The organism is Curtobacterium sp. ABR8 (assembly GCF_057812125.1).
In genome coordinates this window covers 1,004,369-1,017,105 of sequence record NZ_CM173818.1, presented here as the reverse complement: position 1 = coordinate 1,017,105, position 12,737 = coordinate 1,004,369, and the positions used below count along the sequence as shown (strand labels likewise).

Sequence of the window (12,737 nt, the reverse complement as noted above, 5' to 3'; positions counted from 1 at the left end):
TTCGCACCGTGCGCGCGCCGTCACCCCGTGCGAGCTTCCGCGCACCGTGCGCGCCCACAGGGCGGCACCATGCCGCCGACCATGGGCCCAACGACCAACCTCGCACCGTGCACCAGCCATCAGGCGGACGGGAGGCCCGTGGCGGCCTGGCCACGGGCCTCCCGTTCGCACCGTGCGCGCGCCGTCACCCCGTGCGAGCTTCCGCGCACCGTGTCCGGTTGCAACCCCGCACGGGGAACGCAACGCCGCACGGCGCGGCGAACCTCGCACCGTGCGCGCGTCAGGCGGGCACGCCGCCGGGGTAGACGACGGACTTGAGGGACTCCGGGTCGGTGTCGCTCTCGAGGGCTTCGCGGACCTCGTCGAGCCCGAACCGACCGGTGACGAGCGAGTCCAGGTCGACCTGCCCGGACGCGACCAGGCCGATCGCGACCGGCCACGTGCCGGTGTAGCGGAAGATCCCGGTGACGGTGACCTCGAGGTTCTGGATGTGCTCGACCGGCAGCGTCATCTCGGAGTTGCCGAGCCCCACGAGCACCGCAGCGCCGGCCGGTCCGACGGCCTTGATGCCGTCGGACACCGCGCGGGGCGCACCGCTGGCGTCGATGAAGGCGTCGACCGGAGCGATGTCGGACGCGACGGACACCGTGGTCGGGTCGACGACCTCGGTGGCGCCGTACTGCAGCGCACGCTCCCGGCGCTCGGGGACGAGGTCGCTGACCACGATCCGGGTCGCGCCGAACGCCCGCGCTGCCTGTGCGCAGATGATCCCGATCGGACCGGCACCCGCGATCAGCACCGAGGAGCCGGGGACGATGCCGGCCTTCCGGACCGCGGCGATGCCGACCGACAGGGGTTCGAGCAGGGCGCCGGCCTCGAACGAGACGGAGTCGGGCAGGACGTGCGCGAACTCGGCCTCGATGGTGACGAACTCGGCGAAGGCCCCGTCGACCGGGGGCGTCGCGTAGAAGCGCATGTGCGGGCAGAGGTTGTAGCGGCCGGCGAGGCACTGCGCGCACCGGTGGCAGGGGCGCTGGGGTTCGACGGCGACGCGCTCCCCGACGCGAGCGGGGTCGACGCCCTCGCCGACGGCGGTGATCGTGCCGGACAGCTCGTGCCCGAGGACGAGGGGCTCCTCGACGACGAAGTCCCCGATGCGGCCGTGCCGGTAGTAGTGCACGTCGGAGCCGCACACCCCGACCGCGGCGACCCGGACGAGGACGTCGCCGGGCTCGACCTCGGGGACGGGGCGGTCCTCGACGGTCAGGTCCTGGGTGCCGAGCAGCACGCTGGTGCGCTGGCGCTGGATGGAGGTCATGGGGTTCTCGCTTCCTCGGCCGCGTCGTCGCGGTCGGACGTGTGGGTGGTCGAGCGGTCGGGTGTGCGGGTGGTGGAGCGGTCTGACGTGCGGGTGCTGGAGCGGTCGGCTGACCCGGGTGTCGGACCGAGCCGGGCTGCCGTCGGCTCCCGCAGCAGGTCGCGGAACCCGAGTTCGGCGGCGCCGCGGAGCAGCACGTCCCGCCCGAGGGCTGCCGGCACGACGCGGAGCCGGTCGGTCATCGCGGCCATCGTCTGCGCCCGGACGTCGTTCTCGACGCGGTCCCCGACGTGTCCGAGCAACGTGCTGAGGAACCCGCCGAGCACCACGACCTCGGGATTGACGGTGTGGATCGCGTTGCGGAGCGCGGTGGCGAGCGCGGTCACCTGCCGGTCGACCACCCGCTCGACCTCGGGCCGGTGCTCGGCGAGCGCTGCGGCGAGCGCGTCGAGGTCGTCGGGCGGCGTCGCGGTGACGTCGGTGAGCGCCGACCGCGACGCCTCGGTCTCGAGGCACCCGACGGCGCCGCAGTGGCACCGGATGCCGTTCGCCGCCACGAAGGTGTGGCCGAGTTCCCCCGCGTACCCGTCGGCGCCGCTGAAGGGCCGCCCGGCGCTGACGATCCCGCCGCCGATGCCGCTCGCGCCGCCGTTCAGGTACACGAGGGCGTCGACTCCGCGGGCGCTGCCGTACAGGCGTTCGGCCCAGGCGCCGAGGTTGGCGTCGTTCGCAGCCCGGACGGGCAGGCCGAGACGCTCAGCGAGCGGCACCGCGATCGGTTCGTCACGCCAGCCGAGGTGCGGGGCGTTGCGGACGGTGCCGTCCTCGACGCGCACGATGCCGGGGACGGCGACGCCGACGCCGACGATCCGGGCGCCTGGGGCCGTCCGTGCCTGCGCGGCGGTCCGGGTGCTCAGCACGCCGAAGATCCGTTCGACGGCGTCGATCGCCCCGGCTGCCGTCGGCACGGTGGCCTGGGGCTCGACGAGCCGGTCGCGCACGGTGCCGTCGAGGGCGACGAGGGTCACCCCGACCGCGTCGATCTCGAGCGTGACGGCAGCTGCGAGCACATCGCCCGACGCCCGCACGACCCCGCTCGGCCGTCCGACCCCGACGCCGGGGGCACCGGCGGACGGCATCTCCTCGAGCACGAGTCCGGCCTCGACGAGTTCACCGACGAGCGCCAGGATCGTCGAACGGTTCAGGCCGGTGCGCCGGGTGAGTTCGGCGCGGGTGACCGGGCCCTCCTCGTGCACCAGGCGGAGGACGCGCGCGGCATTGCCGGGTGTCGCGGTCGGTTGCCGGACCATGGGCCTCCTCGTCGGTCGGTCGGTGGGTGGGTCGGTGGGGGCTGCGCCGAGTCTCGCGGTGAGCGACAGTCCTCGCGCTCGCGGGCCCGAGAAGTGTCGCTCAGCCCGAGTCTCGGCCCCGGGTCACGCCCGCGACCGCGAGAACGCGGCGTCGAACGCGGCTGACGGCGGCGCGATCGTGCCGAGCTGCCGGACGAACGCCAGCGCCTCCGGGCCGCCGACGAGCCGGTCCATGCCGGCGTCCTCCCACTCGACACTGGTCGGTCCGGTGTAGCCGATGTGGTTCAGCACGCGGAACACCCGCTCCCACGGCACGTCACCGTGTCCGGCGGTGACGAAGTCCCACCCGCGTCGAGGGTCGCCCCACGGCAGGTGCGACCCGAGCCGGCCGTTGCGTCCGTCGAGCTGCTTCACCGACTCCTTGCAGTGCACGTGGTAGACGCGGTCGGCGAAGTCGAGCAGGAACGCGGCGGGATCGAGGTCCTGCCAGACGAAGTGGGACGGGTCGAAGTTGAACCCGAACGCCGGCCGGTCCGCGAACAGCTCCAGCGTGCGCTTGGCGGTCCAGTAGTCGTAGGCGATCTCGGACGGGTGCACCTCGAGCGCGAAGCGGACGCCCACTTCTTCGAAGACGTCGATGATCGGCGACCAGCGGTCGTGGAAGTCCTGGTACCCGGCGTCGATCATGGACGGGGGCACGGGTGGGAACCCGGCGACGGTCTTCCAGATCGACGAGCCGGAGAACCCGGTGACGGTGTCCACGCCGAGTGCCGCAGCGGCACGGGCGGTCCACTGCAGTTCCTCGGCCGCGCGCTGCCGCACGCCCTCGGGGTCGCCGTCGCCCCAGACGTGCGGCGGCAGGATGTCCTCGTGCCGCTGGTCGATGGGGTCGTCGCACACGGCCTGGCCGACCAGGTGGTTCGCGATGGTCCACACCTGCAGTCCGTTGCGTTCCAGGATCGCCCTGCGGTCCGCGACGTACGACGGGTCCGTCGCGGCGCGCCGGACGTCCAGGTGGTCGCCCCAGCAGGCGATCTCGAGTCCGTCGTACCCCCAGTCGCCGGCGAGCCGGGCGACCTCCTCGAAGGGCAGGTCGGCCCACTGTCCGGTGAACAGCGTGACCGGCCGGGAGGCCCGGGTCGGCTCCGTCTGGTCGCTCGCGTCCGTCGTCGTCATCGTCGTCGTCCTTCCGTGCGGTGGTCGGGGTCCGTCACCAGGATCCGGGGGTGGACCCGGCGGGGACGGTGGCGGGTCGGTCGACGCGCGAGTGCACGTCGACGACCGTGTGGTCGCGGGCGGCGGCCGAGACGGCCTCCATGACCTCGAGCACGTGGAACGCGAGGTCGCCGGAGGCCCGGTGCGGCCGGTCCGTCACGATCGCCTGCGCCATGTCGGCGAGGCCGTAGCCGCGGCCGGCGTCGGCGTACCCGGCGGCGACGGGCAGCTCGCGCCACGAACGGTCGTCCGCGGTGGCGATCGACACCGGGTCCGAGAACCGGTTGGGATCCGGGACGCCGAGGCTGCCGGCCGTACCGTGCACCTCGAACAGCGGCGCCCGGGTCGCCCACACCTCGAACGAGACGGTGACCGTGGAGACGACTCCGCTGGCGTGTTCGAGGACGGCGACGACGTGGGTGTCGATGTCGACGGGGATCGGTGCGCCGGCGAAGGGCCCGGTCGCGATGGTCCGCTCACGGGTGGACCGGGTGGCGCTGCCGCTGACCCGGGCGACCGGCCCGAAGAACGTGACGAGGCTGGTCAGGTAGTAGGGGCCCATGTCGAGCAGCGGTCCGCCACCGGGCTGGTAGTAGAACGCGGGTGCCGGGTGCCAGAGCTCGTGGCCGGGGGCGCTCCACGACACCGCCGCACCGACCGGGTCGCCGATCAGGCCGTCGTCGAGTGCTGCACGGGCTGTCTGGATCCCCGTCCCGAGCACGGTGTCCGGCGCGCTGCCCACACGCAGGCCCGAGCGCGCGGCCAGCTCGAGCACCGGCGCGGCCTCGGCCGTCGCGAGTGCGAGCGGCTTCTCGCCGTAGACGTGTTTGCCGGCGGCGAGCGCCCGGGTCGCGACGTCGGCGTGGGCGGCGGGGATCGTGAGGTTGAGCACGACGTCGACGTCGTCGGCTGCGAGCAGCTCGTCCACGCTCGTGCCGCGCACGCCCTGTGCGGCGCCGACCGTCTGCGCCCGGTCGACGTCGAGGTCGGCGACCGCCACGAGCGACAGCCCGGGCAGCGCCGGGAAGTGCTCGAAGTACTGCTGGCTGATCACGCCGACCCCGACGACGCCGACCCGCAGTGCTCGTTCGTTCATCGTGCTGCCCACAGGAATCCCCGTTCGATGATGGTGCGGAGTGGCTGCGACTCGACGACCTCGAGGCGGTGTCCGGGCGCCGAGACGAACACGCGGCCCTCGCCCCACTGCCGTGTCCAGATCGCCGGTGCGGTGACCGGTCGGTTCCAGGCGTCGAAGTCGCGCGCGTCCTGGGTGGTGGTCGCGAGGACGTCGTTGTACTCGTCGGACAGCACCCAGTACTGCTCGGTGACGAGGTCGAAGTCCTCGATGCCCTGCGTGATCGGGTGCGACCGGCCGAGGTCGGTGAGGTGCACCGTGTACGGGATGTAGTTGTCGGACTGTTCGCCGACGCGCTCGTCGGGGTGCTTGCCGGCGTGGTGGGCGAACTGGCCGCCGACCATGTGCAGGTAGTCGGCGGTGTTCCGGAACGCGTCCGCGATGCCGCCGTGCCAGCCGGCCAGTCCAGCGCCGCCCAGGACCGCGCGCTGCAGCCCGGCGAACTCGTCGTCGGCGATGGTCGACATGGTGACGACCTGCACGATCAGGTCGACATCGTCCATGACGGCGGCGTCGGCGTAGACGGCCGTCGAGTCCGACACCCGGACCGCGAACCCGTTCTCGCGCAGGAACGGGACGAACAGGTCGGTGGTCTCGACGGGCTGGTGGCCGTCCCATCCCCCGCGGACGACCAGGGCCAGGCGGGTGCGGTCGGCGGCGGTCACGAGGTCGCCGTCCAGCTGCTGCCGTCGGCGGCGCTGCGTTCGACGGCGTCGAGCACGCGCTGCACGTGCAGGCCGTCCTCGAACGAGGGCGACGGGTCGGTGCCGGACACGATCGCCTCGACGAAGTCCTTCACCTGGTGGCTGAAGGTGTGCTCGTAGCCGATGAGGTGTCCGGTGGGCCACCACGCCGCCATGTAGGGGTGCTCGGGTTCGGTGACCAGGATCCGGCGGAAGCCCTGCTCCCCCGCGGGGGCCGATGACTCGTACAACCGCAGTTCGTTCATGGACTCCAGGTCGAACTGGATCGCGCCCTCGGACCCGCTGATCTCGAGCGTCAGGCCGTTCTTGCGGCCGGTGGCGTAGCGCGTGGCCTCGAACGTGCCGATGGCGCCGTCGGCCGCGCCGCCGCCGAGTCGGGCGGTGAAGAACGCGGCGTCGTCGACGGTGACCTGTCCGCGCTCGCTCGACGCGGTGCCGGAGAGCCCGACCCCCTCGGCCATCAGCGGACGTTCGGTCACGAAGGTCTCGAGGGTGCCGGACACGGTGGCGAGCGACGCACCGGTGACGTGCTCGACGAGGTCGATCGCGTGCGCGCCGATGTCGCCGAGCGCACCGGAGCCGGCCTGCTCCTTGTCGAGCCGCCAGGTCATCGGGCCGTCCTCGTCGGCGAGCCAGTCCTGCAGGTAGAGCGCGCGGACCTGGCGCACGGTGCCGATCCGGCCGTCCTGCACGAGCTGCCGGGCGAACGCGATGGCCGGCACGCGGCGGTAGCTGAACCCGACCATGGCACGGACCCCGTGCGACCGGGCGGCAGCGGCTGCGGCGGTCATCGCCTCGGCCTGTTCGACGGTGTTGGCGAGCGGCTTCTCGCACAGGACGTGCTTGCCGGCCTCGAGCGCGGCGATCGCGATCTCGACGTGCGACGAACCGGGCGACACGATGTCGACGACGTCGATGTCGGGGTGGGCCACGACGGCACGCCAGTCGGTCGACGCCGCCTGCCAGCCGTACTGCGCACGGGCGGTCTCGGTGCGTTCCGGGTCGCGCCCGACGACCACCGCCATCTCGGGTTCGACCCCGAGGTCGAAGAACCTGGGGGCGGTCCGCCATGCCTGAGAGTGCGCGGCCCCCATGAAGCCGTGTCCCACCATGGCGATCCGCAGTCGTTCCTGTGCCATCCGCTCGCTCCTTTGCGATCACGTCCTTGCCACAGCCAACACTACCGCTTATGTTGGGCGCGGCAACATTTTGTTTCGACGACGAACGGTGACCACCATGGCAACGACGCCCACCCGTGCAGACAAGTTCTCCTTCGGTCTCTGGACCATCGGCTACAACGGCTCCGACCCCTTCGGCGGGCCCACCCGTCCGGCCCTCGACGTGGTCGAGGCGGTCGAGAAGCTCGACGAGCTCGGCGCCTACGGCCTGACCTTCCACGACGACGACCTGTTCGCGTTCGGTTCGACCGACGCCGAGCGGCAGACGCAGATCGACCGCCTCAAGGGTGCGCTCGACGCCACCGGCCTCATCGTGCCGATGGTGACGACGAACCTGTTCTCCGCCCCCGTGTTCAAGGACGGCGGCTTCACCTCGAACGACCGGCAGGTCCGCCGGTTCGCACTCCGCAAGGTCCTGCGCAACATCGACCTCGCCGCCGAGCTCGGCGCGTCGACGTTCGTGATGTGGGGCGGCCGCGAAGGCTCCGAGTACGACAGCGCGAAGGACGTGCAGGCCGCGCTCGAGCGGTACCGCGAGGCCGTCAACCTGCTCGCCGACTACGTCACCGACAAGGGCTACGGCATCCGCTTCGCCATCGAGCCGAAGCCGAACGAGCCCCGCGGCGACATCCTGCTGCCGACCCTCGGCCACGCGATCGCGTTCACCGAGACCCTCGAGCGCCCCGAGCTGTTCGGCATCAACCCGGAGGTCGGTCACGAGCAGATGGCGGGCCTGAACTTCACGGCCGGCATCGCCCAGGCGCTCTACCAGGGCAAGCTCTTCCACATCGACCTGAACGGCCAGCGCGGCATCAAGTACGACCAGGACCTGGTGTTCGGACACGGCGACCTGCAGAACGCGTTCTCGCTCGTCGACCTGCTCGAGCACGGTTCGCCGCAGGGCGGCCAGGCGTACGACGGCCCGCGCCACTTCGACTACAAGCCGAGCCGCACCGAGGACATCTCGGGCGTCTGGGACTCGGCCGCCGCGAACATGCGCATGTACCTGCTCCTCAAGGAGCGCGCGCAGGCCTTCCGCGCCGACCCCGAGGTGCAGGCCGCACTCGAGGCCTCGAAGGTCGGGGAGCTCAGCACGCCGACCCTGAACGACGGCGAGTCGTACGACGCCTTCCTGTCCGACCGTTCGGCGTACGAGGACTTCGACGCCGACGCGTACTTCGGCGGCAAGGGCTTCGGCTTCGTCCGGCTGCAGCAGCTCGCCATCGAGCACCTGCTCGGCGCGCGCTGACGGGCTGCGGGGATGACACAGCTCGTCGCCGGCGTCGACTCGTCGACCCAGTCCTGCAAGGTCACCGTCCGCGACGCCGCGACGGGCGCCGTCGTCCGTGAGGGGCGTGCGTCCCACCCGGACGGCACGTCCGTCGACCCCCGCCACTGGTGGGACGCCCTCGGCGCGGCGGTCGCCGACGCCGGCGGCCTCGACGACGTCGGTGCCGTCGCGATCGCCGGCCAGCAGCACGGCATGGTCGCGCTCGACGCCGACGGCCGCGTGGTCCGCGACGCCCTGCTCTGGAACGACGTGCGCAGTGCGGACGCGGCCGCGCAGATGGTCGACGAGCTCGGACGGGAGTCCTGGGTCGCCCGGACGGGCCTGGTGCCGGTCGCGTCGTTCACCGGCACCAAGCTGCGGTGGCTCCGCGACGCCGAGCCGGACAACGCCGGTCGCGTCGCGGCCGTCGCGCTCCCCCACGACTGGCTGTCGTGGCGGCTGCGCGGGTACGGCCCGGCCGACGACAGTGCGCTCGGCCCCGACCTCGACGCCCTGGCGACGGACGCGTCCGACGCCAGCGGCACGGCGTACTGGGACCCGGTGCGCCGGGAGTACGACCCGGAGCTGTTCGAACTGGCGCTCGGCCGCCCGATGCGCGTCGCCGGGTCGGAGCCGGCCGCGGACGCCGTCGTCGTGCCACGCGTCGTCGCGCACGACGAGGCGATGGGGACGCTCACCGTCGACGTGACACTGCCGAGCGGCCGGGCCGCCCCGGCCGGCCTGCTCGTCGGCGCAGGACTCGGCGACAACGCCGGGGCCGCACTCGGCCTCGGGCTCGGGCCTGGTGACGTCGCGGTGTCCCTGGGGACCAGCGGAACGGTCTTCGGCGTCACCGGTACCGACGTCCTGGACCCGAGCGGGACCGTGGCGGGCTTCGCCGACGGAACCGGGTCGCGCCTCCCGATCGTCACGACGCTCAACGCGGCCCGCGTGCTCGAGGTGATCGGCGGCCTGCTCGGCGTCGACCACGACGCGCTCGGCGAGCTGGCGCTGCAGGCGCCCGCCGGGGCCGACGGCCTGGTCCTGGTGCCGTACTTCGTCGGCGAGCGCACGCCCAACCGGCCGGACGCGACCGCCTCGCTGCTCGGGATGACCCCGGGCACGACGGACCGACCGCACCTGGCGCGCGCCGCGGTGGAGGGCATGCTGTGCGCCCTGGCCGACGGGCTCGCCGCGGTCGAGGGCACCGGCGTGACCGTCTCGCGACTGCTGCTCATCGGCGGCGCGGCACGGAACGAAGCCGTCCGGACCGTCGCCGCGCAGGTGTTCGGGCGCGACGTGCTGATCCCGGAACCCGGCGAGTACGTGGCGTCCGGGGCCGCGCGGCAGGCAGCATGGGCGCTGACCGGCACGCTGCCGTCGTGGGACACCGCGACGACGACCGTGCCGGCGGACCCGCACCCCGAGGTGCTCGAGCAGTACCGCGCCGCGACGCGCTGACCGAGGAGACCCATGGCACGCACCGACCTCCCGCTCGACGAACTCCGTCGGTACCGCCCCGCGGTCCGGCGACCGGCAGACTTCGACGCGTTCTGGGCGGACACGATCTCCGCGGCCCGGGCGGCCGGAGCAGGGACGGCTCCCGTCCTCGCTCCGGCCGACACCCCGGTGACCGGACTCGTCGTCGAGGACCTGACGTTCCCGGGCTTCGCCGGCGACCCGGTGCGCGCCTGGGTCTCCCGTCCGCTCGCCGGTCGTGACACCGCGCTGCCCGTCGTCGTCGAGTTCCTCGGCTACGGCGGCGGCCGCGGGCGCCCCGGCGAACGGGTGCACTGGGCCCTCGCCGGGTACGTGCACGTCGTCATGGACACCCGCGGCCAGGGCAGCGGGTGGGCCGGCGGCGACACCCCCGACCCGCACGGCTCCGGACCGCACGCGAGCGGGTGGATGACGAGCGGCATCGGCTCCCCCGCCGACCACTACTACCGCCGCGTGTACACCGACGCCGTCCGCCTGGTCGACGCCGTGCGGACGTTGCCCGGTGTCGACCCGGCACGCATCGCCCTGACCGGCGGCAGCCAGGGCGGCGGCATCGCCATCGCCGCCGCCGCACTGGTCGAGGCCCACGTCGGACCGATCACCGCGGTGCTGCCCGACGTCGCGTTCCTGTGCGACTGGGAGGGCGGCACGGACGTCGCCGTCGGCGGTCCCTACCTGGAACTCGCGACCTACCTGTCCGTGCACCGCGACGCAGCCGACACCGTGTGGGACACCGCGGCGTACTTCGACGGGGTGAACCACGCCGCCGGCATCACCGCACCGGCGCTGTTCTCCGTGGCCCTGATGGACGACGTCGTCCCGCCGCGCACCACCTTCGCCGCCTTCAACGCGCTCGGGTCGGCTTCCCGCGAGATCGAGGTGTACCCGTACAACGGGCACGAGGGCGGCGGTTTCCGGCAGTGTGAGCGGCAGGTCGCGTTCCTGCGCGCGCTGGGGTGAGCGCGCCCGCGTCACCACCGTCGGGGTGTCACGCCCGCCGCATCGTGTCCCGGGGGTACTCGCCGTGCCGGTCGAGGTACGCGGCCGAGAACCGGCCGGCGTGGGCGAACCCCCACTGCCGGGCCACCTCGGCGATGCTCGTCGCCGCCGGGTCGGCGTGCAGGAGCTCGTCGCGCACCCGGTCGAGACGGACCCCGCGCAGGTAGCCGTTCGGGCTGACGCCGAGCTGCCGCTGGAACGCCTGCTGCAGTGCACGCAGACTCAGGGAGGCGACCTCGGCCAGGTCGGTGCTCGTGATCGGCAGGTGCGCGTGCTCGTGCACGTACTCGACGGCCCGGCGGATGTGCGCGTTGCGCGGGAGCAGGAGCTCGTCCGGCAGGGTGGCCGAGACGACCGGGTAGAGCTCGAGCAGGGCCAGTGCTCCCAGCCGGCCCATCTCCGCCTGCAGGAGCGGCGAGACCTGCCGGTCGAGCACGGTGTGCGAGATGAGCTTGACCGTGTTCCGCCACATCGTCACCGCGCGGTCGTCGGGCTGCACGGTGTGGTCGAGTTGCACGGCGCCCGAGGCCGCGCCGCGTTCGCCGGCGACCTCCTCGAGCGAAGCCCGGTTGATCTGGACGAGCCGCTGGTCGTAGTCCTGGTAGGTGAACGCGGCGCCGTCCTGCGGCCACAGCTGTGGTCGGCCCGGGGCGCTGACGAGGCGGTCGTCGCCCTCGCCGATGAAGCCGGTGCCGCGGGTGATCCACTGCACCACGAAGTCGTCCGACGGGGTCATCACGCCGTCGAGGTGCCCGTCGAACCGGATCGCGCGCAACGTCATCGTGGTGTCGCCGACCGCCGAGTACCGGAACGTGAAGGGCTGCGCGGTGGTCTCGGCGCGCCACTCCGAGGCGTCGTACGCCCCGACCAGGAAGTCGCGTGCTTCGTCGACGTCAGCGGACCGGACGTCGTCCTGCACGCGCGCTCGTTCATCTGTCATCGGTTCACCGAGTGCAGTGTGACGGACCGGGGACCAGGCGTCCGCACCGCTGTCCGAGAAGCGCTCCCGACGGCCTCCAGCGCGTGGAACGGATGCTGGGTCCGGTGCGGCGATGTCCGGATTCCGACCGACGGGCTGCGTCCGACATCCGCGATCCGCCGACTCCTCGGTCCTGGCGCACACGGCCGGTCCCGCTGCTCCTACGGTCGACTCATCCGGTGGCAACGGGCCGCGCAGGAGAACACGAGGACGACATGACCGCCCTGACCGCAATCCCGGTCCACCCCATCAGCGCGCCGAGGCAGGCCTTCGAGTCGGTCTCGGTGACGAGCCGACAGGACCGACACCGCGGGACCTTCACAGAGCTCCGGGACCTCCAGCGTCAGCGCATGCTGCAGATCGCCGCGGTCAGCACCGGCATCGTGTCCGTGAGCGCCCTCGCTTCCGCCGCCGCCGTGCTCGGGCTCTCCGCGTGATCCGCGACGGTTCCGCGGTCGAGGACGTCCGCACCCAGGCCATCGACATGACAGCGCTCTTCGCGGAACAGGAACGTCTCGAAGCATGACGCTCCTCACACTCACGCCCCCGGTCGCCGAGACGCCCGCGCAGCGCACCGCTTCCCAGGCCGCCGACGACCTCTTCACGGCGCACGGCGTGATCCCGGTCCGCTTCGAGGACGTCGCCGCGCACGCGGGCATGAGCGTGGACGAGCTGACGTCCGCCTACCCGAGCAAGCAGGCCCTCGTCGTCGCGGTGCTGCGACGCTGGCACGGCGCCTGGCGTCGAGCCCTGGACCACATCGCCACCACCTCGGCGGATCCCCGCGACGAGATCCTCGGCATCTTCAGCTACCTGGAGGAGTGCTTCGCCGACGAGGGCTGGCGGGGCTGCGCGTTCATCAACGGACACGCCGAACTCGGCCGGCAGGACCCGGAGATCGCCGCGCTCGCCGCCGAGCACTTCCGCGACGTCGAGAGCCACCTCACGCTGCTCTGCACCCGCGCGGACATGCCGGCGCACATCGCCGAGACCCTGTCGTTGCTGGTCGAGGGCGCTCGGGTCGAATCAGCCGTGCAGGGCTCGGCGAAGCCCGCCCGGAGTGCGCGGCTCGGAGCGGCCATGCTCATGTCGGTGTTCGAGGAGCGCACGGCCTTCTGACCGCACGTAT

Annotated in this window: 12 protein-coding genes; 5 read left to right on the top strand and 7 right to left on the bottom strand. The window is 72.7% G+C overall.

What is annotated here, in order from left to right; all coding sequences use genetic code 11:
- Positions 1–280: 280 nt before the first annotated feature.
- The 6 genes from ACXKZB_RS04995 to ACXKZB_RS04970 all read right to left on the bottom strand — a co-directional run bounded on the left by ACXKZB_RS04995 (position 281) and on the right by ACXKZB_RS04970 (position 6,821).
- On the bottom strand, positions 281–1,318 hold the full coding sequence (locus tag ACXKZB_RS04995) for an NAD(P)-dependent alcohol dehydrogenase (RefSeq protein WP_222659808.1): 1,038 nt from the start codon (positions 1,316–1,318) through the stop codon (positions 281–283).
- On the bottom strand, positions 1,315–2,628 hold the full coding sequence (locus ACXKZB_RS04990; RefSeq protein WP_488824964.1) for an ROK family transcriptional regulator: 1,314 nt from the start codon (positions 2,626–2,628) through the stop codon (positions 1,315–1,317). The genes ACXKZB_RS04995 and ACXKZB_RS04990 overlap by 4 nt, the downstream gene beginning before the upstream one ends.
- Positions 2,629–2,751: 123 nt before the next feature.
- Positions 2,752–3,804, bottom strand: coding sequence for a sugar phosphate isomerase/epimerase family protein (locus tag ACXKZB_RS04985; RefSeq protein ID WP_488824962.1), 1,053 nt, complete (start codon positions 3,802–3,804; stop codon positions 2,752–2,754).
- A 34-nt stretch (positions 3,805–3,838) separates the two neighbouring features.
- Entirely contained in the window at positions 3,839–4,939 is a 1,101-nt protein-coding gene (locus ACXKZB_RS04980) for a Gfo/Idh/MocA family protein (RefSeq protein ID WP_488824960.1), read from the bottom strand.
- Positions 4,936–5,643 carry a ThuA domain-containing protein gene (locus ACXKZB_RS04975; protein WP_488824958.1) on the bottom strand — a complete coding sequence of 236 codons (708 nt, stop codon included), beginning with the start codon at positions 5,641–5,643 and terminating at the stop codon, positions 4,936–4,938. Before ACXKZB_RS04975 ends, ACXKZB_RS04980 begins: the two co-directional genes overlap by 4 nt.
- Complete coding sequence (locus ACXKZB_RS04970) at positions 5,640–6,821, bottom strand: Gfo/Idh/MocA family protein (protein WP_488824956.1); 1,182 nt, start codon at positions 6,819–6,821, stop codon at positions 5,640–5,642. The genes ACXKZB_RS04975 and ACXKZB_RS04970 overlap by 4 nt, the downstream gene beginning before the upstream one ends.
- 97 nt (positions 6,822–6,918) lie before the next feature.
- Here ACXKZB_RS04970 and xylA point away from each other — a divergent pair, with 97 nt between their 5' ends.
- Genes xylA through ACXKZB_RS04955 form a run of 3 tightly spaced genes read left to right on the top strand, consistent with a single transcriptional unit; the run spans position 6,919 to position 10,590 of the window.
- Positions 6,919–8,109, top strand: coding sequence for a xylose isomerase (xylA, locus tag ACXKZB_RS04965; RefSeq protein WP_123313236.1), 1,191 nt, complete (start codon positions 6,919–6,921; stop codon positions 8,107–8,109).
- Positions 8,110–8,121: 12 nt separating this feature from the next.
- Entirely contained in the window at positions 8,122–9,591 is a 1,470-nt protein-coding gene (locus tag ACXKZB_RS04960) for a xylulokinase (RefSeq protein ID WP_488824954.1), read from the top strand.
- 12 nt (positions 9,592–9,603) lie between these two features.
- Positions 9,604–10,590 carry an acetylxylan esterase gene (locus ACXKZB_RS04955; protein ID WP_488824953.1) on the top strand — a complete coding sequence of 329 codons (987 nt, stop codon included), beginning with the start codon at positions 9,604–9,606 and terminating at the stop codon, positions 10,588–10,590.
- A gap of 28 nt (positions 10,591–10,618) precedes the next feature.
- Here ACXKZB_RS04955 and ACXKZB_RS04950 read toward each other — a convergent pair whose 3' ends face one another.
- Complete coding sequence (locus ACXKZB_RS04950; protein WP_340196558.1) at positions 10,619–11,569, bottom strand: AraC family transcriptional regulator; 951 nt, start codon at positions 11,567–11,569, stop codon at positions 10,619–10,621.
- A gap of 254 nt (positions 11,570–11,823) precedes the next feature.
- On the opposite strand from ACXKZB_RS04950, the gene ACXKZB_RS04945 reads away from it, so the two are divergent.
- The gene (locus ACXKZB_RS04945) at positions 11,824–12,045 is read left to right on the top strand and encodes a hypothetical protein (protein WP_222659793.1); all 222 of its coding nucleotides are present in this window, start codon (positions 11,824–11,826) and stop codon (positions 12,043–12,045) included.
- A gap of 85 nt (positions 12,046–12,130) precedes the next feature.
- Positions 12,131–12,727, top strand: a complete 597-nt coding sequence (locus ACXKZB_RS04940; RefSeq protein ID WP_488824951.1) for a TetR/AcrR family transcriptional regulator — start codon at positions 12,131–12,133, stop codon at positions 12,725–12,727.
- Positions 12,728–12,737: the final 10 nt, after the last annotated feature.

What these genes read in the sequence shown, in the direction of transcription:
- ACXKZB_RS04995 (WP_222659808.1), bottom strand. Translation starts at nt 1,318, where the DNA reads ATGACCTCCATCCAGCGCCAGCGCACCAGCGTGCTGCTCGGCACCCAG.
- ACXKZB_RS04990 (WP_488824964.1), bottom strand. Translation starts at nt 2,628, where the DNA reads ATGGTCCGGCAACCGACCGCGACACCCGGCAATGCCGCGCGCGTCCTC.
- ACXKZB_RS04985 (WP_488824962.1), bottom strand. Translation starts at nt 3,804, where the DNA reads ATGACGACGACGGACGCGAGCGACCAGACGGAGCCGACCCGGGCCTCC.
- ACXKZB_RS04980 (WP_488824960.1), bottom strand. Translation starts at nt 4,939, where the DNA reads ATGAACGAACGAGCACTGCGGGTCGGCGTCGTCGGGGTCGGCGTGATC.
- ACXKZB_RS04970 (WP_488824956.1), bottom strand. Translation starts at nt 6,821, where the DNA reads ATGGCACAGGAACGACTGCGGATCGCCATGGTGGGACACGGCTTCATG.
- xylA (WP_123313236.1), top strand. Translation starts at nt 6,919, where the DNA reads ATGGCAACGACGCCCACCCGTGCAGACAAGTTCTCCTTCGGTCTCTGG.
- ACXKZB_RS04960 (WP_488824954.1), top strand. Translation starts at nt 8,122, where the DNA reads ATGACACAGCTCGTCGCCGGCGTCGACTCGTCGACCCAGTCCTGCAAG.
- ACXKZB_RS04955 (WP_488824953.1), top strand. Translation starts at nt 9,604, where the DNA reads ATGGCACGCACCGACCTCCCGCTCGACGAACTCCGTCGGTACCGCCCC.
- ACXKZB_RS04950 (WP_340196558.1), bottom strand. Translation starts at nt 11,569, where the DNA reads ATGACAGATGAACGAGCGCGCGTGCAGGACGACGTCCGGTCCGCTGAC.
- ACXKZB_RS04945 (WP_222659793.1), top strand. Translation starts at nt 11,824, where the DNA reads ATGACCGCCCTGACCGCAATCCCGGTCCACCCCATCAGCGCGCCGAGG.
- ACXKZB_RS04940 (WP_488824951.1), top strand. Translation starts at nt 12,131, where the DNA reads ATGACGCTCCTCACACTCACGCCCCCGGTCGCCGAGACGCCCGCGCAG.